Below are 22,678 nucleotides of genomic sequence, written 5' to 3' on the forward strand. Positions count from 1 at the left end.
CGCCGCGGTGGTCACCCGACGGGCGACCACCGCGGTCGGTGCCGGTCAGAACCAGTGCAGGCAGTGCGGGGCGCGCTCGGCGCGGAACAGGGCGTCGGCCAGGGCGGCCGCCTCCGGGCGGTGGGCCCGGACGTGTCCGGCCCGCACCAGGGTGCTCGGGGCGGTGCCGCCGAGGTAGACCGAGCCGAGGTCGCGCACGTCCAGCGAGAGGTCGGGCTCCCGGTCGGTCGGGACGCACTCGGCCTTGCCGTCCCGGACGGTCAGCAGGTGGCGGGCCCGCTCGCCGAGGAACGGATCGTCGACGTCGAGCACGAGCTCGCCGTCGGCGGACCAGCCGCGGGCGGTCAGCGCCTGCGGGACGTCCAGCAGCCGTACCCAGAGCCAGTCGGTGTCGTAGCTCGCCTCGGCGGCGCGGAAGTCCACGAGCTGCCAGCGCAGTGGGTGCCCGGGCGGGAAGTGCTTGAAGAGCACCTGGGTGACCAGGTCGTGGGCGAGCAGGAACCGGACCAGGGCCGTTGTGACGGCGTCGTCGACGGTGATCGTCTCGTCCACCTTCAGGGTCTCGCCGTCGACGGTGTAGGTGGCGTACCCGTCCGGGTGGCCGTCGGCGTCCCGGTGGACGGCGACGTAGCGCGGTGCCCGGGAGACCGGCGGCTGTCCCGCGCCCAGGGCCCACCAGCGGGGCGGCCGGGAGAGCGCGCCGGGCTGGGCGCGGCGGTAGCGGTCGTAGAGCTCCTCCAGGAGGTCCCCGCAGTCGGCGCGCCGCAGCACCTCGACCGTGCCCCGGTCCGGAGCGTCGGCGGCGGTGCCGCGCGCCCGGGGGAGGTCGAGGGCGGCGCCGGTGCGGGCGACCTTCAGGTTCCCGGTGTAGGTCGCCGGGCCGTAGCCGAACCGGCCGTAGATCGGTGCCTCGGAGGCCAGCAGCACGGAGAGGAACTCCCCGCGGGCCCGCAGCCCAGCGAGCTGGTGGCGCATCATCGCCGTGAGCACGCCCCGCCGGCGGTGGGTGGGCAGGACGCCGACGTTGCTCACGCCGGAGACCGGGACGACGGCCCCGCCGGGCAGGGTGAGTTCGAAGGAGTACGCGGCGGCGGTGCCGACCGGCCGCCCGTCCTCCGCCACCGCCAGCACGCCGCGGTCCGGTTCGACCGCCGACCACCAGACGCCGCCGCCGTCCTCGGCCGGCGTCTCAGGGAAGCGGCCGAACGCGGTGTGGAGCGTGTCGACGAAGACGTCGAGGTCCTGATCGGTCGTGGAACGTATGTCCATGGCTGCCGCTGCCTCCCCTGGGTATCGGCCCCACGGTGCGTGGCGCCCGCGACAGTCCAGCCCCGCGCCGGGACGGGGGTCAACCGAATTAGGCGGCGGGGTGGCGACTCGGGTGGACAGGGTGGCGACGTCCGCACCGGCTTCGGAGAGGGGCGGGGGCGCAATGGACTACTGTCCCTGCCGTGAAGACGATACGACAGCTGTCCGCCCGCAGGGGCCGGGGGAGCGAGCAGTCCCAGACGGCTGGGGCGGCTGCCCGACTCGGCTGGCTCGACGCGCTGCGCGGCGTGGCCGCCCTCGTGGTCGCCCTGCACCACTTCGACGTGCTGAAACTGCTGCCGGACCGCCTGGCCGCCTTCGTCTGGTGGCACGCGGACCTCGGCCTGTACGGCGTCATGCTGTTCTTCCTGGTCAGCGGCTACATCATCCCGGCCTCGCTGGAGCGCCGCGGGAACGTGCGGGCGTTCTGGATCGGCCGGTTCTTCCGGCTCTGGCCGCCGGTGATCATCGGCATAGCGGTGGCGCTGGCGATCATCCCGAAGGGTGACGGCTCGGTCGCGCTCTTCGCGACCGGCCACAACTACGTGGCCGTGGCCGCCAACGCGACCATGCTGCAGGACTTCATGGGCGTCTGGAACGGCCTGGGCGTGATGTGGACGCTCAGCTACGAGATGGCGTTCTACTACATGGTCACCGCGCTCTTCGCGGTCGGTCAGCACCGCCGCAGCGGTCCGATCGCGGTCGGTTTCGCCGCGGTCGCGGTGCTCTTCGGCACCTCGATCGCCTCCCACACGATGACCGTCGACGCCGCCTCGACCCGTCACCTGGTGTGGGGCGCGGTGCTGATCGTGCTCTTCGCCTTCGCCTGCGTGCTGAGCGGCCGGGCGAACCTGACCCGGGTCGGGGCGATCACGCTCGGCCTGCTGGCCTTCGTGCTGATGTACAACAACAGCCGGGCTCCGATGTTCGAGACCCTGATGATCTTCGCGACGATGTTCGCGGGCACCGTGGTCTACCGCGCCGAGAAGGGCCAGATCGACCGGCTGCAGGCGGTGCTCTGCTGCGGCTTCGTGCTCGCCGCCGGCGTGGCCGTCGCGTGGTTCTACAACCGCAACGGCATGGAGAACAACACCTGGACGGCCGGGCCGCGGGCCTGGGCCGGCTCCTTCGTCGGGGCCTGGATCACCTTCGGGATCGGCTTCGCGCTGCGCAAGCGCCGCTTCCCGAAGCCGCTGACCTGGCTCGGTGGGATCAGCTTCTCGCTCTACCTGCTGCACGTCCCGGTGCTGCACACCCTGCACTACGCGCTGGACGTGCCCAAGGTGCCCCCGACGACCAGCGGCAAGGTGATCTGGACGGCCGAGTACCTGGCCGTGATCATGATCGCGAGCTGGCTCATGTACAAGCTGGTGGAGCTGCCGGTCCAGAAGCTGGGCCGCAAGGTGGGCAAGTGGGCGGACCGGCGCTGGCCGGGCGGCGAGCTTCCGGCGCTGGCGTTCGCGGTGCCGGCCGGTCCGGTCACGGCCGCACCTTCGGTGCCCGGCCCGGCATCAGCTGCGCCGGAGCGGACCGTGGAGCCGGTACCGGTCGAGGTCGGTGCGGGCGGGCCCGGTTCACGGGACCGCTGACCGGCTGAGAGTTGCGAGCAAGGGCCCGCCCCCGCTGGGGGGCGGGCCCTCACTCGTTCGCGGTGCGGCCGTCAGACCGTGACGGTGGCGCGGAAGAGGGTGCTGCCGGTGCCGGCGAGGCGGGTCGGGGTGCCCGTGGCCGGGAGGAAGGCGGACTGGCCGCGGGCGAGGTCGAGCACGGCGCCGTCGGCGGCGGTGAGGCGTACGGCGCCCTCGGTGCAGAGCACGATCTGCGGGGTGCGGCCGTCGATCTCGCGGTCGACGCCGTCCAACTCGAAGCGGGAGAGCCGGAATTCGTCGATCGGGACGGGGTAGAGCTGCTCGCCGGGGGTGGAGTCGACCCGGACGGGGTGCACCACCTCGGGGGCGCCGGGTTCGAAGAGCACGACCTTCAGCAGCTCCGGCACGTCGATGTGCTTGGGGGTCAGCCCGGCCCGCAGCACGTTGTCCGAGTTGGCCTGGAGCTCCACGCAGACGCCGGACAGGTAGGCGTGCGGCACGCCGGCGGCCAGGTAGAGCGCCTCACCGGCCCGCAGTCGGACGTGGTTGAGCAGCATGCCGACGATCACGCCGCGGTCGTCCGGGAAGTCCTCGGCGATCCGGGCGTACGGGGCGTGCTCGCCGTCCGGGTCCGTCCCGGCGAGCGCCGCGACGGTCTCCCGGACGGTCCGCTCGGCGGTCGCGTCGTCCATGGTGAGCACGGCGGCCAGGGCGCCGCGCAGCGCCTCGGCCTCGGCCTTGTCGTCCCCGGGGTCCTCGACCGACAGCAGCTCGATCAGCGGCTCCAGTCCGGGCACCGCGAGGGCGGCCAGCAGCGCGGCCGCCGCGGCGGGCCGGCGGAAGCCGCACAGTCCCTCGAACTCGCCCAGCGCGCAGACCATTTCGGGCTTGTGGTTGGCATCGCGGTAGCTGCGCTCGGGGGCGTCCAGCGGGAGTCCGAGGGCGTTCTCGGTGGCGAAGCCGGCCCGGGCCTGGTCCAGCGTGGGGTGGGCCTGGATGGACAGCGGCAGGCCCGCGGCGAGCACCTTGAACAGGAAGGGCAGGCTCGGACCGAAGCGGGCCGTGCTCGCCGCGCCGAGTTCGCCCTCGGGGTCGGCCGCGATCAGCTCGTCCAGCCGTCGCGGACCCTCGCCGCGGTCGGCGCGGGACGGGTCGCCGGGGTGGGCGCCCATCCACAGCTCGGCCTGCGGCTCACCGGTGGGCTCCTGCCCCAGCAGCTCGGGCAGGGCCGTGAGCGACCCCCAGGCGTACGGGCGGACGGTGTTGACGAGCCTGTCCATGCGCGCGGTCCTACTCCTTCGCTGACGGGGGCGGCCCCCGGACGTTCCGAGTCCGGATCGCCGGGGCGGGCCCGGCGGTACGGGCGGGTCCCGGCACGAGCAAGGGCATCGACCCTAGCCGACCCCGGTCGTCCGCGGGGAAACGGTGGGCACCAGGTGGGAGTGCGGTGGTCCTACCAGCGGTTCCCGGGCGCGGTAGTAGGATGCCAGGACGCAGTAGTCTCCGCCCTCCGCAGCATCCTCCACCGTGGTCATCCCGTCGGCGGGCTGTCGGCGGGGCCGCGCTCCAGAGTGCGGGCGACGGTGTTCTGACACTCCCCGCCATCGGCCGAGAGGTTTGTACGTGACCGTGAACCAGCAGAGTTTTGCTGATCTCGGCAGGGTCCTGGTGATCATCCCGACCTACAACGAGGCGGAGAACGTCGAACGGATCGTCGGCCGGGTCCGCGCCTCGGTGCCCGAGGCGCACGTGCTGGTCGCCGACGACAACAGCCCCGACGGCACCGGCGAGCTGGCCGACAAGCTGGCCGCCGAGGACCAGCACGTCCACGTCATGCACCGCAAGGGCAAGGAGGGCCTGGGCGCCGCCTACCTCGCGGGTTTCCGCTGGGGCATCGACAACGGCTACGACGTCCTGGTCGAGATGGACGCGGACGGCTCGCACCAGCCCGAGGAGCTGGACCGGCTGCTGAACGCGCTGCGCGGCGCCGACCTGGTGCTCGGCTCGCGCTGGGTGCCGGGCGGCCGGGTGGTGAACTGGCCGAAGTCGCGCCTGCTGCTCTCCCGCGGCGGCTCCACGTACTCGAGGCTGATGCTGGGCGTGCCGATCCGGGACGTCACCGGCGGCTACCGGGCCTTCCGCAAGGAGACCCTGCTGGGCCTGGGCATGGACGAGGTGGCCTCGGCCGGGTACTGCTTCCAGGTCGACCTGGCCTGGCGCACGGTGAAGGCGGGCTTCAAGGTGGCCGAGGTGCCGATCACCTTCGTCGAGCGCGAGCTCGGCGCGTCCAAGATGAGCCGCAACATCGTGGTCGAGGCGCTCTGGCGGGTGACCACCTGGGGCATCGCCGACCGGGTGGCCCGCTTCCGTGGTGGCGCCGCCACGCGCTGAGTCCCAGTGCCGAAGGGCCCGTCCGCCGTGCAACGGCGGACGGGCCCTTCGGCGTGTCCGGGGCCGGTGCGGGCCGGTCAGCAGCCGCCCCGGAGGGCGCTCTCCGGCAGGTAGCGGTCCGCCCAGACGGCCAGTTCGGTGAGGGCCGGCTTCAGCGCGACGCCGCCCTCGGTGAGCCGGTAGCTGACCCGTAGCGGGGGGCCGGGGTCGACCTCGCGGACGACCAGTCCGGCCTCGGCCAGCTCGGTCAGCCGGTCGGAGAGCATGCGTTCGCTGATGCCCGGGACGGCCCGGCGCAGCTCGGAGAAGTAGGCCGGACCGCCGTTGTTGAGCACGCCCAGCAGCATGCCGGTCCAGCGCTTGCCGAGCAGGGTGAACACCCGGTTGAGGGCCAGGTCGACGTTGCCGCAGCCGCCGGGGCCCGCGGCGGCCGCGCACGGGTCGTCGACGGCGGTCGGGACTGCGTCGGTGACTACCTCGTGCTCGGCCATGGATCAAGCGTACTCGATATGTCCGTAGTGACTGCAGAAAAGTAAGCTGCTACCGTACTTGCAGCTGCAGCGGAAAAAGCAGCTGCTTATTCTCTGGAGGTCATGCCATGCCCACGCTCCTGCACATCGACTCCTCGGCGATCACCGACGGCTCCGTCTCCCGCGAGGTCACCGCCGCCTTCCGGGCCGCCTGGGAGGCCGAGCACCCCGGAGGCACGGTGATCCACCGGGACCTCGCCGCCGAGCCCGTCCCGCACCTGGACGCCCACGGCATCACCGCCGGGTACGCCCCGGCGGAGGCACGCGACGCCGAACAGGCCGCCGCCTTCGCGCTGCGCGAGCGGCTGATAACCGAGCTGGAATCCGCCGACGCGGTGCTGATCGGCGCCCCGATGTACAACTTCACGATCCCGTCGACCCTCAAGGCCTGGCTGGACCACGTGATCCTGATGGGCCGCACCGCCGGCGAGTCGCCCTCCGCCAAGGGCACCCCGGTCACCGTCGTCGCCTCCCGCGGCGGCTCGTACGGCCCCGGCGCCCCGCGCGAGCCGTTCGAGTTCGTCACCACCTACCTGGAGAAGGTGCTGGGTGGCGGCCTCGGGCTGGAGGTCGAGTTCATCGTCCCGGAGTTCACCCTCGCGGCGTCCGTCCCGGCGCTGGCCGAGTTCGTCCCGGCCGCCGCCGAGTCCAGGGCCCGGGCCCTGGAGCTGGCCGCCCGCCGGGGCAAGGAGCTGGCCGCGCGCTTCGCGGCGTGACGTGCGGGAGGGCGCGTCCGACGATCCCGCCGGGCGCGGATCGTCGGACACGCCCGAGGCTCGCCCCGACGGGCGCGCCTTCCGCGCAATCGGCCGCCGGTGCTCCCATGCTGTAGGGCGCAGGAAGTCCGACCGCCGAGCAGAGGGAGCCACCCGTGACGTCGTCCCCGCCCGAGGAGGGCTCCGGCGCGGAACGGGCCGACGCCGAGCCCGTCACGGCCGTCGCCGATGGTGCTGACGGTGCCGGTGACGCGGAGCGGACCGCCCGGCCGCTGGAGGTCGCCGTCTTCACCGGGCCCGAATCGGCCTTCTTCACCACCTCCACGCTGATCCTCGGTGAGCGGACCGCGATCCTGGTGGACGCCCAGCTCACCCGCAGCGCCGGACGCGAACTGGCCGAGTGGGTCGCGGGCAAGGGCCGCCGACTGCTCGCCATCGTGGTCACCCACCAGCACCCCGACCACTACTTCGGCGCCGAGGAGGTGCTGAAGCTCTTCCCGGACGCCCAGCTGCTGGCCGCCCCGGTGGTGGTCGAGGGCATCCGGCGCACCGTCGCGGCCAAGGTCGCCCAGTGGAAGCCCGTCTACGGCGACGACATCCCGGACAACCCCTCGGTCCCCGCCCCGCTGCTGCCCCAGCCACTGATGCTGGACCGCCAGGTGATCCCGGTGCTGCTGCTCGGCCAGGCGGACTGCGGGGAGTCCTCGGTCGTCCACGTGCCGAGCATCCGGACCGTGATCGCCGGGGACTTCGTCAGCAACGGCACCCACGTGTGGACCGCCGACACCACCCCGGCCCAGCGCATCACCTGGGGCCACAACCTCGACCGGATCGCCGACCTCGGCGTCGACCGGGTCATCGCCGGACACCGCGCCCCCGAACAGGGCGACGACGCCGCCCGGGTGCTCGCCTTCACCGGGGAGTACCTGCGGGACTTCGACCGGCTGCTGGCCGAGCACCCGGACGATCCGGAGGCGCTGATCACCGCGATGAACGAGCGGTACGGGGAACTGACCCTGCCGTCCTTCCTGCAGCTGGGCGCGGCCGCGAACACCGCCCGGGCCGCCTCCCCGGAGTCCGGACCGGAGGCGGAGGACGGAGACTCCGAATCGGAGGCGGCGGACGGGGACGAGGACGAGGGCGGGGGCGGCGAGTAGGGCGGGATACTGGCCGCATGACGACGCCGTACGACGTGATCGTTCCGGCGGGCGGCGCGGCCCGGAGGTTCGACGGGGCCGACAAACCCGGCCTGACCGTGGGGGAGACCACCCTGCTGGACCGGGTGCTCGCTGCCTGCGCCGGCGCCCGGACCACCGTCGTGGTCGGTCCGGCCCGGCCGACCACGCGCGCGGGCGTCCGGTGGACCAGGGAGCAGCCGCCCGGCGGCGGGCCGGTCGCCGCCGTCGCGGCCGGACTCGACCTGGTCACCGCGGACACCGTGCTGCTGCTCGCCGCCGACCTGCCCTTCCTCGACCGGCGGACGGTGGAACGGCTGGCATCCGCCCTCGAAGAGGCCGGGCCGTACACGGACGTCGCCGTCCTGGTCGACGCGGGCGGACGCGACCAGCCGCTCACCGCCGCTTACCGCACCGCCGCGCTGCGCGCCGCGCTGGCCGCCCTCGGCGGCGACCCGGCCGGACAGCCGCTGCGCCGCCTCGTCGGCGGGCTGAACCGGCTGCGGGTGGCCGACACGGACAACGTCGCGTACGACTGCGACACCTGGGAGGACCTGGAACAGGCGAGGGAGCGCGACCGGTCCTGAGCGCCCCCGGCGCGCGGGCGAGCGCGGCCGTCGTGGACGGGGCCGGGCGCGCCCGGTGGTCGCAGCGCTGCCGGTGGCCGCTGCCGGGCGGCGATGACCAGGCACCGCGGAGGGAACCTCACCGCGGCCACCCCCGGGCTGTGAGGGAAACGACGCACGCCGCACACGGGGCGAACACGCCGGGGAAACCGCCGATCGGGCAGCATGGGCGCATGGAGCGCACGCTGGAAGACTGGATCGCCGAGGTCAAGGCCGACCTGGGCATCGACCTGGACGTGGACGTCCGGGGACTGCTCGACACGGCCCGGGTGGTCGCGCACGGAGTGGCCCGGCCGGCCGCGCCGCTGACCGCCTTTCTGATCGGCTACGCGGCCGCCCAGAAGGGCGGCGGACCGGCCGCCGTCGCCGAGGCGTCCCGGCGGACCACGGCGCTCGCCGAGCGGTGGCAACCCGCTGACGGCCCGGAGGAGCCGTGAGCACGGTCGGACGGACCACCGTGACCGTTCCCCCGACCCGTCCCGGCGTGCTGAGCTGGTCGCGCGCCCGGGAAACCGCGCGCCGGGCCGGGCTGCGCCCGCTGCCGGTGGTCGATCTGCCACTGGCCGGGGCGCTCGGGCACGTCCTCGCCGAGCCGCTCGGCGCGCTGACCGACCTGCCCGCCTTCGACACCTCGGCGATGGACGGCTGGGCGGTCGCCGGACCCGGGCCCTGGCGGGTCGCCGGACGGGTGCTGGCCGGGCGCACCGAGGTCGCACCGCTGGCCGACGGCAGCGCGGTCGAGATCGCCACCGGCGCCCAACTGCCACCCGGAGCCACCGCCGTACTGCGCCGGGAGCACGGCAGGACCGAGGGCACGCTGCTGCGCGAGCGCGGCCCGGAGAAGCTGACAACCGGTCAGGACGTGCGCCCGCGCGGCCAGGAGTGCCGCCGGGGTGAGGAACTGCTGCCCGCCGGGACGGTGATCGGTCCGGCCGTGCTCGGCCTGGCCGCCGCCTGCGGGCACGACCGGCTCGCGGTGCGCCGCCGTCCGGTGGTCCAAGTCCTGGTACTGGGGGACGAGTTGCTCGACAGCGGGACCCCCGGCCCGGGGCTGGTACGGGACGCGCTGAGCCCGCTGTTGCCGCCCTGGCTGCACGCGGCCGGTGCGGAGGTGGCCGAAGTGCGCCGCGTGCGCGACGACTTCGGGCTGCTGCGGGACGCCCTGCGGTACTCCACCGCCGACGTGGTGGTCACCACCGGCGGGACGGCCGCCGGACCGGTGGACTTCCTGCACCGGGCGCTCGCCGAGGTCGGCGCCCGGCTACTGGTGGACGGCGTGGCCGTCCGTCCCGGGCACCCCATGCTGCTGGCCGAACTCCCCGGCGGGCGCCACCTGGTGGGCCTGCCCGGCAACCCGCTGGCGGCCGTCGCCGGGATGGTCACGCTCGCCCTGCCGCTGCTGCACGCCCGTAGCGGACGGGCCGCCTTCGGCCCCGCACCCGCCCCGGCGGCCGTCCTGCTTCCCGGGCACCCGGTGGACACCCGGCTCCAGCCGGTGCGACGCACCGCCGAGGGGGTCGTACCGCTCGCCTTCGACGGGCCCGCGATGCTGCGCGGCCTCGCCCGGGCCGAGGCGCTGGCGGTGATCCCACCCGGCGGGGCGGCGGCGGGGGAGGTCGTCGAGCTGGTGGAGGCGCCGTGAGCGAGCTCACCGTCGGGGTGGGCGTTTGAGCGAGCGGAGCGAGGCCATCGTCGAGAGGTGCGTGTGGGGGAGTGCCCCTGCCGGGCGCGGCGGGGTGGGCGTTTGAGCGAGCGGAGCGAGGTCATCGTCGAGAGGTGCGTGTGGGCGAATGCCCCTGCCGAGCGCAGTGAGGCGGGCGCATGAGTGGGCTGTGCCGCCCGGTCACCCGGGCCGAGGCGGGGCACGGCCCGCGCGAGTGCGAGGACCTGGTGGTCGCGGTGGTGCGCGGCCGACGGGTGCTCAACTACAACGAGCCGAAGGCCGCGGTGCTGCAGCTGACCGACCGGGTGATCGTCATCAAGTCGACGGCGTAGGGCGGGCCCTGGCGGCCGGACCACCGTGCGGCGCAGTAGGTTCGGTGCATGCATGCGATGACGATTCCCGTACCCGGCGGCCCCGAGGCACTGGTGTGGGCCGAGGTGCCCGACCCGGTGCCTGGCGAGGGCGAGGTCCTGGTCGAGGTGGCGGCCACCGCCGTCAACCGTGCCGATCTGCTTCAGCGGCAGGGCTTCTACAACCCGCCGCCCGGCGCCTCGCCCTACCCGGGGCTGGAGTGCGCCGGGCGGATCGTCGCGCTCGGGCCGGGCGTGGCCGGCTGGGCCGTCGGCGACGAGGTGTGCGCGCTGCTGTCCGGCGGCGGTTACGCGCAGCGGGTCGCGGTGCCGAGCGGGCAGCTGCTGCCGCTGCCGAAGGGGCTGAGCCCGGAGCAGGCCGCCGCGCTGCCGGAGGTGGCCTGCACGGTGTGGTCCAACGTCTTCCTCACGGCCCACCTGCGGCCGGGCGAGACGGTGCTGCTGCACGGCGGCGCGAGCGGGATCGGCACGATGGCGATCCAGCTGGCCAAGGCGGTCGGTGCGCGGGTCGCGGTGACGGCGGGCAGCCCGGAGAAGCTGGCCCGGTGCACCGAGCTGGGCGCCGACATCGTGATCGACTACCGCGAGCAGGACTTCGTCGAGGCGCTCCGGGAGGCCACCGACGGCGCCGGGGCGGACGTGATCCTGGACATCATGGGCGCCAAGTACCTGCAGCGGAACGTGGACGCGCTGGCGGTCAACGGGCGGCTGGTGGTCATCGGGCTGCAGGGCGGGGTGAAGGGCGAGCTCGACCTCAACACGCTGCTGCGCAAGCGGGCGGCGGTGATCGCCACCAACCTGCGCGGGCGGCCGCTGGCGGAGAAGGCGGCGATCGTGGCGGCGGTGCGGGAGCACGTGTGGCCGCTGGTCGAGTCCGGAGTGGTGAAGCCGGTGGTCGACCGGGTGTTGCCGTTGACCGACGCCGCCGCCGGGCACCGGGTGCTGGAGGCGGGGGAGCAGGTCGGGAAGGTCGTGCTGACGGCCTGAGCGGCGTGGCGTGAGGGGTTCGAAATGCCGCGATTGCCGGATTGTGTGAGGCTGGTCCGGAGCTGTCTCGCCGCCGGTCCCGCCCCCGGGCGTGGTCGGCCGTCGGAAGGACTCCGACCGTGGCTGCAACTCCGCACGACGTCCTCGGGCCGCTGCCGACCGCGCCGCCGCCCGCCGCGCCCCACCCCCGTCGTACCCGCCGGACCAGCCGTTCCTGGTGGCTGCTCGCGGCGGCCGTGCTGGGACTGACGCTCCCGCTGGCCGCCGTGACCACGGCGGTGGCGGAGCCGTCCCCGGGCGCCTCGGCCCCGGCGGCGGACTCCCCGGCTCCCGACTCCCCGGCTGCGGATTCCCCCGTACCGGACTCCGCTGTGCCGGTCTCCCCGGCTCCCGACGTCTCGGCTCCGGACGCCTCGGCGCCGGGGGCCGACGGGCGGGCCGATCCGGCCGAGGCCTCCGGGCCGTCACCCAACGCGGCGCCGCCGCAGCAGCACATGGTGCCCGACCGGTCGCGTCCGGACTTCTACGAGAGATGGGCGCGCCACCACCGCCCGGTCTCGGCGCCGGAGCGGCGCCCGGACGCGACCGTGGACCGGGTGCCCGACCGGGCGCGCGGTCAAGCGCCCGGTCAGGCTCCGGGCCAGCCGTCGAACCAGGCTCCGGGCCAGGCCGTCGAGCAGTCGCCCGAGCAGGACCGGGGCGGCACCGCCGACCAGTCCGGCTCGGACTCCGACGCGGACGCCCCGGACGCCTCGGCTCCCGCCGACGACCAGGGTGCCGGCACGGCGGCCTCCGGCCGGCCCGCGGCCGCCGGGACCGTCCCGGCCGTCCTCCCGGCCCACTGGCAGGACCCCTCCACCCTCCAGCTGCCGCTGGGCGTGGGCCTGGGGCTGATCGGCTGCGGCCTGGGGCTGATCGGCGTGCGGCTGCGGAAGGGCTGAGCCGGGGGCTCGCAGAGTGGCGGGGCGGCGTCGCAGGGCTGTGGGGCCCGGGGCGCCGCCCCCGGGCGGCTGGCCGGGGTGCGGCTGCGGAAGGGCCGGGCCCCGTCGAGCCGGTGCGCGGGTGGCGGGTGGCGTGGAGATTCGGTGGGGGTTTCCGGGGCGGGTGACGCGCCGCCGTGGCGGACCGGAGCGGCCGGGGAACTGAGTATCCGTACGGATTCCCGGGCCGCCCGCGGGGGCGTACCGTCGTGACGGGGTGGCGCAGGACGGCGGGACGAACGGGGGCTTCCGCCCGACCAACCCCAGTGAGAGAGAATGTTGTTCATGACGAATCCGATGAACGAGCGCTCGTCGCAGGAGCCCTTCCGGGCCGGCGGCGGGCAGCCGCAGGACGGCCAGAAGGTGCTGATCGTCGGACCGGACGGGCTGCCCGTGGGCCAGGGGTTCGCCGGGGCGACGATGGAGGGGGACGACGAGGCGGACGTGCCCCGCGAGCTCCCGGTGACCGAGATGGTCGAGCAGCCCGCCAAGGTCATGCGCATCGGCAGCATGATCAAGCAGCTGCTGGAGGAGGTTCGGGCGGCGCCTCTCGACGAGGCCAGCCGGGCTCGGCTGAAGGACATCCACGCCAGTTCGATCAAGGAACTGGAGCTCGGGCTGGCCCCGGAGCTGGTCGCCGAGCTGGAGCGGCTCTCGCTGCCGTTCACCGAGGACAGCATCCCGACCGAGGCCGAGCTGCGGATCGCCCAGGCCCAGCTGGTGGGTTGGCTGGAGGGCCTCTTCCACGGCATCCAGACCGCCCTGTTCGCCCAGCAGATGGCCGCGCGGGCGCAGCTGGAGCAGATGCGGCGCGCGCTGCCACCCGGTTCGCACGGTGTCGACCCGGACGAGGAGGACCCGGGCCAGGGCCGCGGGATCCGTTCCGGCCCGTACCTGTAGGGCCGCCGGGGCCGGACGTACCACGACGATCCGCCCCGGACCGCACCGCCGCAGGACGGCGCCGGCGGTCCGGGGCCAGGATCGGCCCTGGACCGGTCACCGTCGGCGGAAGCCGATACCCTGACCCCTGTCGCTGGCCGGTCGAGCCGCCGCGGCAGGGGATCGCCGGGCCGGTGGGCCGGGCCCACCACGTACGGACGAGACCGAACGTCACGGTCGCGGCAGCACCACCGCGCCGAGGGGGAGCAGAGGACCATGAGCGAGCACGGCAACGCGGTCGAGGGCTTCTCCCTGGGCAACGGCCGCTATGTGCTGCAGCGGCTGCTGGGCGAGGGCGGCATGGCCTCCGTGCACCTCGCGTACGACAGCGTGCTGGACCGGCAGGTCGCGTTGAAGAGCATGCACAGCGAGCTGGGCCGGGACGACTCGTTCAAGGAGCGGTTCCGCCGCGAGGCCCAGGCCGTGGCCCGGCTGGAGCACCCCAACATCGTCACGGTGTACGACAGCGGCGAGGACGTCGCCCCGGACGGTTCCAGCACGCCGTACATCGTCATGCAGCTGATCGACGGCAAGGGCCTGCGCGAGACGATCAACGAGGCGGTCGCCCAGCACGGCGCGGTGCCCGCCGAGGAGGCCCTGAAGGTCACCGTCGGCGTGCTGAACGCGCTGGAGGCCTCGCACGACATGGGCCTGGTGCACCGCGACATCAAGCCCGGCAACGTCATGTTCGACCGCAAGGGCAATGTCAAGGTCATGGACTTCGGCATCGCCCGGGCGCTGGAGTCCGGCGTCACGTCGATGACGCAGACCGGCATGGTGGTCGGCACCCCGCAGTACCTGTCGCCCGAGCAGGCGCTCGGCAAGCCGGTGGACGCCCGTTCCGACCTGTACTCGGTCGGTGTGATGCTCTTCGAGATGCTCACTGGCCAGCTGGTCTTCGACGGCGACTCGGCCTTCTCGATCGCCTACAAGCACGTCCAGGAGGAGCCGCCGGCGCCCTCCAGCCTCAACCGCTCGATCACCCCGGCGGTGGACGCCTACGTCGCCCAGGCGCTGCGCAAGGACCCGGCGCACCGGTTCCAGAGCGCGGCCGCGATGCGGGACGAGGCGGAGCGGCTGATCGCGGAGCTGAAGGGCGGCGGCAGCGGGCACGCGCTGCAGGCCAGCTCCCCGCTGGTGATCAAGGAGGGGCCGCGCTCGGTGCACGCCGGTCCGCAGGCGCCGCAGACCCCGCACCCGCAGTACCTCCAGCAGGGCGGGCAGCCCCAGTACCAGACCCCGCCGCCCGCCTACCAGACGCCGCACCCGCAGGCGCCGCGGACGCCGCACCCGTTCCCGCAGCAGCAGCAGCCGCAGTACCGGACCCCGCCGCCCGCCTACCAGACCCCGCGCCCGCAGGCCCCGCACACGCCGCACCCGTTCCCCCAGCAGGGACAGCGGCCGCCGATGCACACCCCGGGCCCGCAGCCGATGCCGCCGTACCAGCAGCCGAAGCCCAACGGCGGCGGCTGCTCCACGGCCTTCGTGGTGATCGCGATCATCGTCGGCGTGCTGGTGCTGGCCGGCATCATCATCGCGATCGTGGTCAACAAGGCGGAGAAGAACACCAACGGCAAGTTCCACTCCGAGCGGCCCGCCGCGGTCGTGGTGGTGGGTCCGCAGGCCGACCGGAACGGTCTGCTCTGACCGTTTCCCGCCGCTTCGCGCGTGTCACGGGTGCGCGCCGGAAGCGGTAGCGTTCGGGGATACGTAAGCGACAGGGCACCGCGATCCGAGCGAACGCCCGGGGCGAGGAGCGATGGCACAGACGCAGCAGCCGGACGACGAGGCGGGTGCCCGAGCGGTCGGACGGACCGGCGGCACGCCGAGGATCCCCGAGCCGGGCAGCGAAGCCGCGACATCCGCGCTGCCGCCCTTCGGCGGGGCCGGCGGACCGCAGACACCGGGCCGCGGAGTGCCGCTGGGCACGGTCGGCGACGGCCGCTACCGGCTGACCCACCGGCTCGGCCGCGGCGGCATGGCCGAGGTGTTCGCCGCCGAGGACGTGCGGCTGGGCCGCACCGTCGCGATCAAGCTGCTGCGCGGCGAGCTGGCGCAGGACGACGTCGCCCGGCTGCGCTTCACCCGCGAGGCACACGCCGTCGCGGCGCTGAACCACCACGCGATCGTCTCGGTCTACGACACCGGCGAGGAGTACGTCGGGGACGAGTCCACGCCGTACATCGTGATGGAGCTGGTCGAGGGCCGGACCGTCCGCGAGCTGCTGGTGGACGAGGAGGCGCCGCCGGTCGACCAGGCGCTGATCATCATCGCCGGGGTGCTGGAGGCACTGGCCTACAGCCACCGCAACGGCATCGTGCACCGCGACATCAAGCCCGCCAACGTGAGCATCACCACGACCGGCGCGGTCAAGGTGATGGACTTCGGCATCGCCCGCGCGCTGACCGGCGGGGCCACCACGATGACCCAGACCGGCATGGTCATGGGCACCCCGCAGTACCTGTCGCCCGAGCAGGCGCTCGGCAAGCCGGTCGACCACCGCTCCGACCTGTACGCGGCCGGCTGCATGCTCTACGAGCTGCTCACGCTGCGCCCGCCGTTCACCGGCGACACCCCGCTCTCGGTGGTCTACCAGCACGTCCAGGACCCGCCGGTGCCGCCCTCGCAGGCCAACAGCCGGGTGCCGGTCGGCCTGGACGGGCTGGTGCTGCGCTCGCTCGCCAAGAACCCGGACGACCGCTTCCAGGACGCCGACGAGTTCCGCGCCCACCTGCAGCACGCGCTGCGCGAGATGCACGGCGCGGCCGGGGCCGGCTGGGTCGGTGCCGCGACCGGGATGCCCGGCGACACCGGGGCCACCCAGGTGCTCCGGCCGGACCGCGCGGCGGCCACCCAGGCCTTCGGCGCGGTCGCGGCGGGCGACCAGACCTCGGTCCTGCCGTACTCGGCGGGCGGCCAGCACAGCCCCTCGTCCTACCAGGGCGGCGGCGGCCCGTACGGCGGTGGCGGCGAGGACGACCACGGCGGGGACGGCGGTCGGCGGCGCGGGCCTTGGGGCTGGGTGGCCGGCGGGATCGCCGTGCTGGTCGCGGCCGGGGCCGGGATCGCCTTCGCGCTCAGCAGCGGTGGCGGCGCCATGGACCACACGACGCCCCCGACGCCCGCCCCGGTGGTCAACACCACCGAGCCGACCACGCCCACCCAGAACGGGCAGCCGACGCCGCCGCCGTCGTCGTCGGGCGCCGGCAGCAGGCGGCCGACCCAGCCGGCCGACAGCGGGTCGTACGGCTGGAGCGGCGGGAGCGGCGGCAACAACATGTCTCCGTCACCGGGTTCGGGCAAGCACACCCAGGCCCCGACGCCGACGCCGACCCACTCGGCGACCTCCACCGCGACGGCGACCAGTGGGGCGAGCACGACGCCGTCGGCGCCGGCGGGCGGTGACGGCGGCAGCACCGCTAGCCAGAAGCCGACCACGAAGCCGACCGGCGGCGGGAGCGGCGGCGCGGGCGGAGCCGGCGCCGGGGGCGTGGGCGGGGTGACGCCGCCGGCCACCAACTGACGGTTCAGTTGACGAAGGCGTCCAGGACCTGCTCGTACTCCTGGCACCACCACGCCAACTGCCCCGCCGAGGCGGGGTACAGCGGGTCGGCCCGGTGGTCGGCCCGCTGGTAGCGCCACTGCAGCATCCAGAAGTCGTTCAGCCGTTCCCACCAGACCCGGTGGACGGCGGCAGCCAGGTGCTCGGCGGTGGCGGCGCCGGAGGCCCGGTAGGCCTGTGAGTAACGGCGGACCCGGACCAGGTCGAGGGTGCCGGTGGTCCGGTCGTTGAAGAGCAGGGTGGCGGCGCGGACGGCCTCCTCGGCGCGCGGCTGCGGGCCGAGCTTGTCCCAGTCGAGCACGGCGGCGACCCGCTCGCCGTCCGGGCCCTCGTCGTACAGCAGGTTGAGGCCGTGGAAGTCGCCGTGGGTCCAGCCGGTGGGCGGGGCGTCGAGCGGGTCGGGGCGGCGGTGGGCGTGCTCGGCGAGCAGTTCCAGCCGTTCGCCGAGCCGTTGTTCGACCAGGGCGTCCAGGTCGTCGTACGGGCGGTGCTCGCGGGCGCGGCGCCGCAGCTCGCGGGCCAGTTCGGCGCTGTCGAGGGGGTCGGCGCTGCGATAGCCGGCGGGCGGGTCGAGGGGGGCGCAGACGTCGTCGAGCGCGCCGTGCAGTCGGCCGAGCAGCGTGCCGAGCGCGTCGCACCGCGCTGGTTCGAGCTCCGTACCGTGCCGGTGTCGGCCGTCCACCCAGGGGAACAGCGCGAACATCCGGCCGTTCGGGGCGGCCACCGTCCCGCCGCGGTCGGCGCAGCTCAGCGGGGGTACCACCGGCAGCCCCAGGGCGTTCAGGTCGGTCATGGCGCGGTGGTGGGCGAGGATCTTCGGGCGGCTGGCGGTGGCGGTGTCGACGTAGCACTTGAGGAAGTAGTCGCCGGCCTCGGTCGTGACCCGGTAACCCCGGTTGAGCAGGCCTTCGGCGACCGGTTCGGCGGTCAGCAGCCGCCCCACCCGGAAGCGGGCCAGGACCTCGACGAGTGCGCTGCGGGGGACGGGTGGACTGAGGGTCCCCATCGGCGGGGCGGAGAGGTCGGGGCGGGCCGGGGCGCAGGCGAGGGTCTGGCTGAAAGTCACGTGCAGAGGTTATGGCCCCTTGGTGGGGGCCCTTGACAAACCGTCAGGAGTGTGAAAGGGCCAGGGTTCAGTGCTGGTGGTCGGCCTGGTGCCGCGCCACGTACGCCGCCGCCTGGGTGCGTCGCTCCATGCCCATCTTGGCGAGCAGACTGGAGACGTAGTTCTTCACCGTCTTCTCGGCGAGGTGCAACTCGTTGCCGATCTGACGGTTGGTCATCCCCTCGCCGATCAGGTCCAGGATCCGCCGCTCCTGCTTGGTGAGCTGCGCCAGCCGTTCGTCCTCCCTCTCGCCGCCGTCGCGCAGCCGGGCGAGCACCCGGCTGGTGGCGACCGGGTCGAGCAGCGAGCGGCCCGCCGCGACGTCCCGGACGGCGGTGATCAGGTCGGTGCCGCGGATCGCCTTCAGGACGTAGCCGGCGGCGCCCGCCATGATCGAGTCGAACAGGGCCTCGTCGTCCGAGAACGAGGTCAGCATCAGGCACTTGATCTCCGGCAGCCGGGAGCGGATCTCCCGGCAGACCTCGACCCCGTTGCCGTCCGGCAGCCGGACGTCGAGCACGGCGACGTCGGGGTGGACCGCGGGAATCCGGGTGAGCGCCTCGGCGGCCGTGCCGGCCTCGCCGACGATCTCGATGTCGTCCTCGACCGAGAGCAGATCGTGCACCCCCCGGCGGACGACCTCGTGGTCGTCGAGCAGGAACACCCTGATTTGTCCGTTATCAGTCACGCCCAAAGCCTCCCATATCACCGTACGCAAGGCGTATCGTTCGCAGCGCCGTAAAGGCGTGATCCGGCCACAGCCGCCGAAACCGATACCGAGAACCCCCTTACGTACGGGCTTCCGCCCGGATAACGTGCGCTGGTGTCCTGAAGGCGCTCGAATTGAGAGCTGCGTCACGCCGACCGTCACCCCCACCCTTCCGACGGCGAGCCGGGCGCGGCACCCTCGGGGTTGTAGGCCCTGAACAAGTAGGACGTCCTAGCGCAAGCGCGCCAAGGGCGGACGCTGGGTAACGTTCTCGTGAGGGACGCCGTCGGAACAGGATCACCACCTGCCACGCAGTAGGTGCGCACACCCACGCGCGCCCCGCGAGGCGGTGACCGGACCGGTCACCGGCGACCCCGGGCGGCCGGACAGACCGAGGAGTGAACGTGACCGTCAAAAGCACGGCGAGGGCTCGCAAGAAGGCGGCCCCCGCTGTCCCTGACACCCTCCGCGCCACGGGGACGGACGCCCAGCCGGAGCTCGTACAGCTGCTCACGCCGGAAGGCGAGCGGGTCGAGCACCCGGACTACCCCCTGACCACCACTCCGGAGGAACTGCGCTCGCTCTACCGCGACCTGGTGCTGGTGCGCCGGTTCGACGGCGAGGCGACCGCCCTCCAGCGCCAGGGCGAGCTGGGCCTGTGGGCCTCGCTGCTCGGCCAGGAGGCCGCCCAGGTCGGCTCCGGCCGGGCCATGCGCACCGGTGACTACGCCTTCCCGACCTACCGCGAGCACGGCGTGGCCTGGTGCCGCGACGTCGACCCGCTGAACCTGCTCGGCATGTTCCGCGGTGTGAACCACGGCGGCTGGGACCCGAACGAGAAGAACTTCCACCTGTACACCATCGTGATCGGCGCGCAGACCCTGCACGCCACCGGCTACGCGATGGGCATCACCAAGGACGGCGCCGACGACGCGGTGATCGCGTACTTCGGCGACGGCGCCTCCAGCCAGGGCGACGTCAACGAGGCCTTCACCTTCGCCTCGGTCTACAACGCCCCGGTGGTCTTCTTCTGCCAGAACAACCAGTGGGCGATCTCCGAGCCCACCACCACCCAGACCAAGATCCCGCTGTACCGCCGCGCCTCCGGCTTCGGCTTCCCGGGCGTCCGGGTCGACGGCAACGACGTGCTGGCCTGCCTCGCGGTCACCCGCTGGGCGCTCGACCACGCTCGCAGCGGCAACGGCCCGGTGCTGATCGAGGCCTTCACCTACCGGATGGGCGCGCACACCACCTCCGACGACCCGACCCGCTACCGGCTCGCCGAGGAGACCGAGGCCTGGAAGGCCAAGGACCCGATCCTGCGGCTGCGCACCCTCCTGGAGAAGGAGGGACTGGCGGACGAGGAGTTCTTCACCGCCGTCGACGCCGAGAGCGAGCAGCTGGGGCTGCGGGTGCGCGAGGGCGTGCGCAGCATGCCGGACCCGGACCCGACGCTGATCTTCGACCACGTGTACAGCGAGCCGCACGCGCTGGTCGATGAGGAACGGGCCGAGTACGTCGAGTACGCGGCCTCCTTCGAGGCGGGGGAGAACCACTGATGGCCGGTCAGCTGAGCATCGCCAAGGCGCTCAACGACGCGCTGCGCAAGTCGCTGGAGAAGGACCCGAAGACCGTCCTGATGGGCGAGGACATCGGCAAGCTCGGCGGCGTCTTCCGGATCACCGACGGCCTGCAGAAGGACTTCGGCGAGGACCGGGTGATCGACAGCCCGCTGGCCGAGTCCGGCATCATGGGCACCGCGATCGGCCTCGCGCTGCGCGGCTACCGCCCGGTGGTGGAGATCCAGTTCGACGGGTTCGTCTACCCCGCCTTCGACCAGATCGTCTCCCAGCTGGCCAAGATGCACGCCCGTGCGCTGGGCCACGTCAAGATGCCGGTGACCGTGCGCATCCCCTACGCGGGTGGTATCGGCGCGGTCGAGCACCACAGCGAGTCGCACGAGGCGTACTTCGCCCACACCGCCGGTCTGCGGGTGGTCACGCCGTCCAACGCGCACGACGCGCACTGGATGCTGCGCCAGGCCATCGAGTCCGACGACCCGGTCATCTTCCTGGAGCCCAAGCGGCGTTACTGGGACAAGGGCGAGGTCGGCGCCACCGCCGACCTGGCGCTGCACGACGCCCGGATCGTCCGCCCCGGCACCGACGCGACGCTGATCGCGTACGGCCCGATGGTCAAGGTCTGCCTGGAAGCCGCCGCGGCCGCGGAGGAGGACGGCCGCCGGCTGGAGGTCGTCGACCTGCGCTCGCTCTCCCCGGTGGACTTCACCACCCTGGAGGAGTCGGTCAAGCGCACCGGTCGGGCCGTCGTGGTGCACGAGGCGCCGGTCTTCCTGGGCATGGGCGCCGAGTTGGCCGCCCGGCTCACGGAGCGGTGCTTCTACCACCTGGAGGCACCGGTCCTGCGGGTCGGCGGCTACTACGCCCCGTACCCGCCGTCCCGCGTCGAGGAGGCCTTCCTCCCCGACCTGGACCGCGTGCTCGACGCCGTCGACCGCGCGCTCGCGTACTGATACCGGGGAGCGTAGATGACCACCGAAGTTCGCTCGCTCCGCGAGTTCAAGATGCCCGACGTGGGCGAGGGCCTCACCGAGGCCGAGATCCTCAGCTGGTACGTCAAGCCCGGTGACACCGTCACCGACGGGCAGGTCGTGTGCGAGGTGGAGACCGCCAAGGCGGCGGTGGAGCTGCCGATCCCGTTCAACGGGGTCGTCGAGCAGCTCTTCTTCCCCGAGGGCTCGACGGTCGACGTCGGCACCGTGATCATCTCGGTCGCGGTGGCCGGGGAGGCGGGGGCCGCGCCGGCCGCCGCACCCGCGCCGGCCGCGGCTGCCGCGCCGGCGCCGGCCGCCGAGGCCGAGCCGGAGCGCCGGGAGGTGCTGGTGGGCTACGGCCCGCGCACCGGCACCGCCCAGCGCCGGGCCCGGCGGACGACCACCACCACGACGAAGGCGGCCGCCCCGCAGCCGGCCCAGGTCGCGCCCGCGGCCCCGGCCCCGGTCCCGACTGGACCGGTGGCCGAACCGCAGCTCGGCGAGCGGCCGTTGGCCAAGCCGCCGGTGCGCAAGCTGGCCAAGGACCTCGGCGTCGACCTGCGGGCCGTCACCCCGACCGGCCGGGACGGCGTGATCACCCGCGAGGACCTGCACGCCTATGCCGAGGCCCAGGCCGCTCCGGCGGCCCCGGCCGTCGAGCCGGTCGTGGTCGAGGCCGCCGAGGCCGTCGTGGCCCCGGTGCCGGTGTCCGGCGCGGGCGACGTCCGGGTGCCGATCAAGGGCGTCCGCAAGGCGACCGCGCAGGCGATGGTGGCCTCGGCCTTCACCGCCCCGCACGTCACCGAGTTCGTCCAGGTCGACGTGACCCGCACGATGAAGTTCGTCCGCAAGCTCAAGGAGAGCGGCGAGCTGGGCCGGGACGTCCGGGTCAGCCCGCTGCTGCTGGTCGCCAAGGCGCTGCTGGTGGCGATCAAGCGGCACCCGGAGATCAACGCCCAGTGGGACGAGGCGGCCCAGGAGATCGTGGTCAAGGGCCAGGTGAACCTCGGCATCGCCGCGGCCACCCCGCGCGGCCTGATCGTCCCGAACATCAAGGACGCCGGGTCCAAGACCCTCGCGGGCCTGGCCACTTCGCTCGGCGAGCTGGTCGAGACGGCACGTCAGGGCAAGACCTCGCCGGCCGACATGCAGGGCGGCACGGTCACCATCACCAACGTCGGCGTCTTCGGCGTCGACACCGGCACCCCGATCCTCAACCCGGGCGAGGCGGCCATCCTGGCCTTCGGCGCGGTCCGGGAGCTGCCGTGGGTGCACAAGGGCAAGGTGGTCCCGCGCCAGGTGACCACGCTCGCGCTCTCCTTCGACCACCGGCTGGTGGACGGGGAGTTGGGCTCCAAGGTGCTGGCCGACATCGCCGGCCTGCTGGAGTTCCCGAAGCGCCTGATCACCTGGGGCTGACGCCTCCGGAGACATGACGAAGGGGCCCTCGCTCCGCACCGCCGTGCGGAGCGA

19 protein-coding genes and 2 pseudogenes are annotated in these 22,678 nt (G+C 73.7%); 16 read left to right on the plus strand and 5 right to left on the minus strand.

The annotated features are described in order from the left end of the window. Positions 1-45: 45 nt before the first annotated feature. Positions 46-1,269 (minus strand): GNAT family N-acetyltransferase, encoded by a 1,224-nt coding sequence (locus tag HS99_RS10145; protein ID WP_030552091.1) that lies wholly within the window; start codon positions 1,267-1,269, stop codon positions 46-48. Positions 1,270-1,451: 182 nt separating this feature from the next. On the opposite strand from HS99_RS10145, the gene HS99_RS10150 reads away from it, so the two are divergent. Next, positions 1,452-2,897 carry an acyltransferase family protein gene (locus tag HS99_RS10150; RefSeq protein ID WP_072654917.1) on the plus strand — a complete coding sequence of 482 codons (1,446 nt, stop codon included), beginning with the start codon at positions 1,452-1,454 and terminating at the stop codon, positions 2,895-2,897. A 71-nt stretch (positions 2,898-2,968) separates the two neighbouring features. Here HS99_RS10150 and manA read toward each other — a convergent pair whose 3' ends face one another. Continuing rightward, on the minus strand, positions 2,969-4,177 hold the full coding sequence (manA, locus tag HS99_RS10155; protein ID WP_030278283.1) for a mannose-6-phosphate isomerase, class I: 1,209 nt from the start codon (positions 4,175-4,177) through the stop codon (positions 2,969-2,971). A 343-nt stretch (positions 4,178-4,520) separates the two neighbouring features. Here manA and HS99_RS10160 point away from each other — a divergent pair, with 343 nt between their 5' ends. Next, on the plus strand, positions 4,521-5,288 hold the full coding sequence (locus HS99_RS10160) for a polyprenol monophosphomannose synthase (protein ID WP_030552087.1): 768 nt from the start codon (positions 4,521-4,523) through the stop codon (positions 5,286-5,288). Positions 5,289-5,365: 77 nt separating this feature from the next. On the opposite strand, the gene HS99_RS10165 is transcribed toward HS99_RS10160, so the two are convergent. After that, positions 5,366-5,779 (minus strand): winged helix-turn-helix transcriptional regulator, encoded by a 414-nt coding sequence (locus HS99_RS10165; RefSeq protein ID WP_078866947.1) that lies wholly within the window; start codon positions 5,777-5,779, stop codon positions 5,366-5,368. Positions 5,780-5,886: 107 nt separating this feature from the next. On the opposite strand from HS99_RS10165, the gene HS99_RS10170 reads away from it, so the two are divergent. The 11 genes and pseudogenes from HS99_RS10170 to HS99_RS10215 all read left to right on the plus strand — a co-directional run bounded on the left by HS99_RS10170 (position 5,887) and on the right by HS99_RS10215 (position 16,798). Beyond that, entirely contained in the window at positions 5,887-6,534 is a 648-nt protein-coding gene (locus HS99_RS10170) for an FMN-dependent NADH-azoreductase (protein WP_030552083.1), read from the plus strand. A 155-nt stretch (positions 6,535-6,689) separates the two neighbouring features. Then, positions 6,690-7,691, plus strand: a complete 1,002-nt coding sequence (locus HS99_RS10175) for an MBL fold metallo-hydrolase (protein WP_050366680.1) — start codon at positions 6,690-6,692, stop codon at positions 7,689-7,691. 17 nt (positions 7,692-7,708) lie between these two features. Beyond that, positions 7,709-8,290, plus strand: a pseudogene (mobA, locus tag HS99_RS10180) (molybdenum cofactor guanylyltransferase); the annotation flags it as partial. Positions 8,291-8,490: 200 nt separating this feature from the next. Continuing rightward, positions 8,491-8,772 (plus strand): annotated as a pseudogene (locus HS99_RS10185) (DUF6457 domain-containing protein); the annotation flags it as partial. Beyond that, positions 8,769-9,977, plus strand: coding sequence for a molybdopterin molybdotransferase MoeA (locus tag HS99_RS10190; RefSeq protein ID WP_370863233.1), 1,209 nt, complete (start codon positions 8,769-8,771; stop codon positions 9,975-9,977). The pseudogene HS99_RS10185 and the gene HS99_RS10190, both read left to right, overlap by 4 nt. A gap of 179 nt (positions 9,978-10,156) precedes the next feature. Further along, a complete protein-coding gene (locus HS99_RS40910) occupies positions 10,157-10,330 on the plus strand; it encodes a hypothetical protein (RefSeq protein WP_370863234.1) in 174 nt (57 codons plus the stop codon). A gap of 48 nt (positions 10,331-10,378) precedes the next feature. Next, the gene (locus HS99_RS10195; protein ID WP_030552074.1) at positions 10,379-11,356 is read left to right on the plus strand and encodes an NAD(P)H-quinone oxidoreductase; all 978 of its coding nucleotides are present in this window, start codon (positions 10,379-10,381) and stop codon (positions 11,354-11,356) included. A 119-nt stretch (positions 11,357-11,475) separates the two neighbouring features. Further along, on the plus strand, positions 11,476-12,297 hold the full coding sequence (locus HS99_RS10200; protein WP_030552072.1) for a hypothetical protein: 822 nt from the start codon (positions 11,476-11,478) through the stop codon (positions 12,295-12,297). Between the two features lie 324 nt (positions 12,298-12,621). Then, the gene (locus HS99_RS10205; protein ID WP_030278293.1) at positions 12,622-13,236 is read left to right on the plus strand and encodes a bacterial proteasome activator family protein; all 615 of its coding nucleotides are present in this window, start codon (positions 12,622-12,624) and stop codon (positions 13,234-13,236) included. A gap of 255 nt (positions 13,237-13,491) precedes the next feature. After that, positions 13,492-14,922 (plus strand): protein kinase domain-containing protein, encoded by a 1,431-nt coding sequence (locus HS99_RS10210; RefSeq protein ID WP_063737826.1) that lies wholly within the window; start codon positions 13,492-13,494, stop codon positions 14,920-14,922. 112 nt (positions 14,923-15,034) lie between these two features. Next, the gene (locus HS99_RS10215) at positions 15,035-16,798 is read left to right on the plus strand and encodes a protein kinase domain-containing protein (RefSeq protein ID WP_094742898.1); all 1,764 of its coding nucleotides are present in this window, start codon (positions 15,035-15,037) and stop codon (positions 16,796-16,798) included. A gap of 4 nt (positions 16,799-16,802) precedes the next feature. On the opposite strand, the gene HS99_RS10220 is transcribed toward HS99_RS10215, so the two are convergent. Together HS99_RS10220 and HS99_RS10225 are read right to left on the minus strand one after the other, a co-directional pair. After that, positions 16,803-17,903, minus strand: coding sequence for a phosphotransferase enzyme family protein (locus HS99_RS10220; RefSeq protein WP_078866949.1), 1,101 nt, complete (start codon positions 17,901-17,903; stop codon positions 16,803-16,805). 67 nt (positions 17,904-17,970) lie between these two features. Continuing rightward, positions 17,971-18,630, minus strand: coding sequence for a response regulator (locus HS99_RS10225; RefSeq protein WP_030278297.1), 660 nt, complete (start codon positions 18,628-18,630; stop codon positions 17,971-17,973). 425 nt (positions 18,631-19,055) lie between these two features. Between HS99_RS10225 and pdhA the strand changes: the two genes are divergently transcribed. From pdhA to HS99_RS10240, 3 genes are read left to right on the plus strand one after another with little or no spacing between them, the layout of a single operon-like run. Continuing rightward, positions 19,056-20,210 carry a pyruvate dehydrogenase (acetyl-transferring) E1 component subunit alpha gene (gene pdhA / locus HS99_RS10230; protein WP_030278298.1) on the plus strand — a complete coding sequence of 385 codons (1,155 nt, stop codon included), beginning with the start codon at positions 19,056-19,058 and terminating at the stop codon, positions 20,208-20,210. Then, the gene (locus HS99_RS10235; RefSeq protein ID WP_030278299.1) at positions 20,210-21,184 is read left to right on the plus strand and encodes an alpha-ketoacid dehydrogenase subunit beta; all 975 of its coding nucleotides are present in this window, start codon (positions 20,210-20,212) and stop codon (positions 21,182-21,184) included. The genes pdhA and HS99_RS10235 overlap by 1 nt, the downstream gene beginning before the upstream one ends. Positions 21,185-21,199: 15 nt before the next feature. Next, positions 21,200-22,624, plus strand: a complete 1,425-nt coding sequence (locus tag HS99_RS10240; protein ID WP_030552069.1) for a dihydrolipoamide acetyltransferase family protein — start codon at positions 21,200-21,202, stop codon at positions 22,622-22,624. The last annotated feature ends 54 nt before the right edge of the window (positions 22,625-22,678 follow it).

The sequence above is a fragment of the Kitasatospora aureofaciens genome (assembly GCF_001188955.3).
Lineage (GTDB): Bacteria > Actinomycetota > Actinomycetes > Streptomycetales > Streptomycetaceae > Kitasatospora > Kitasatospora aureofaciens.

Coding starts and splice junctions, on each gene's coding strand:
- HS99_RS10195 (WP_030552074.1), top strand. CDS start 10,379: ATGCATGCGATGACGATTCCCGTACCCGGCGGCCCCGAGGCACTGGTG.
- HS99_RS10240 (WP_030552069.1), top strand. CDS start 21,200: ATGACCACCGAAGTTCGCTCGCTCCGCGAGTTCAAGATGCCCGACGTG.
- HS99_RS10165 (WP_078866947.1), bottom strand. CDS start 5,779: ATGGCCGAGCACGAGGTAGTCACCGACGCAGTCCCGACCGCCGTCGAC.
- HS99_RS10145 (WP_030552091.1), bottom strand. CDS start 1,269: ATGGACATACGTTCCACGACCGATCAGGACCTCGACGTCTTCGTCGAC.
- manA (WP_030278283.1), bottom strand. CDS start 4,177: ATGGACAGGCTCGTCAACACCGTCCGCCCGTACGCCTGGGGGTCGCTC.
- HS99_RS10210 (WP_063737826.1), top strand. CDS start 13,492: ATGAGCGAGCACGGCAACGCGGTCGAGGGCTTCTCCCTGGGCAACGGC.
- HS99_RS40910 (WP_370863234.1), top strand. CDS start 10,157: ATGAGTGGGCTGTGCCGCCCGGTCACCCGGGCCGAGGCGGGGCACGGC.
- HS99_RS10205 (WP_030278293.1), top strand. CDS start 12,622: ATGACGAATCCGATGAACGAGCGCTCGTCGCAGGAGCCCTTCCGGGCC.
- HS99_RS10215 (WP_094742898.1), top strand. CDS start 15,035: ATGGCACAGACGCAGCAGCCGGACGACGAGGCGGGTGCCCGAGCGGTC.
- HS99_RS10235 (WP_030278299.1), top strand. CDS start 20,210: ATGGCCGGTCAGCTGAGCATCGCCAAGGCGCTCAACGACGCGCTGCGC.
- HS99_RS10170 (WP_030552083.1), top strand. CDS start 5,887: ATGCCCACGCTCCTGCACATCGACTCCTCGGCGATCACCGACGGCTCC.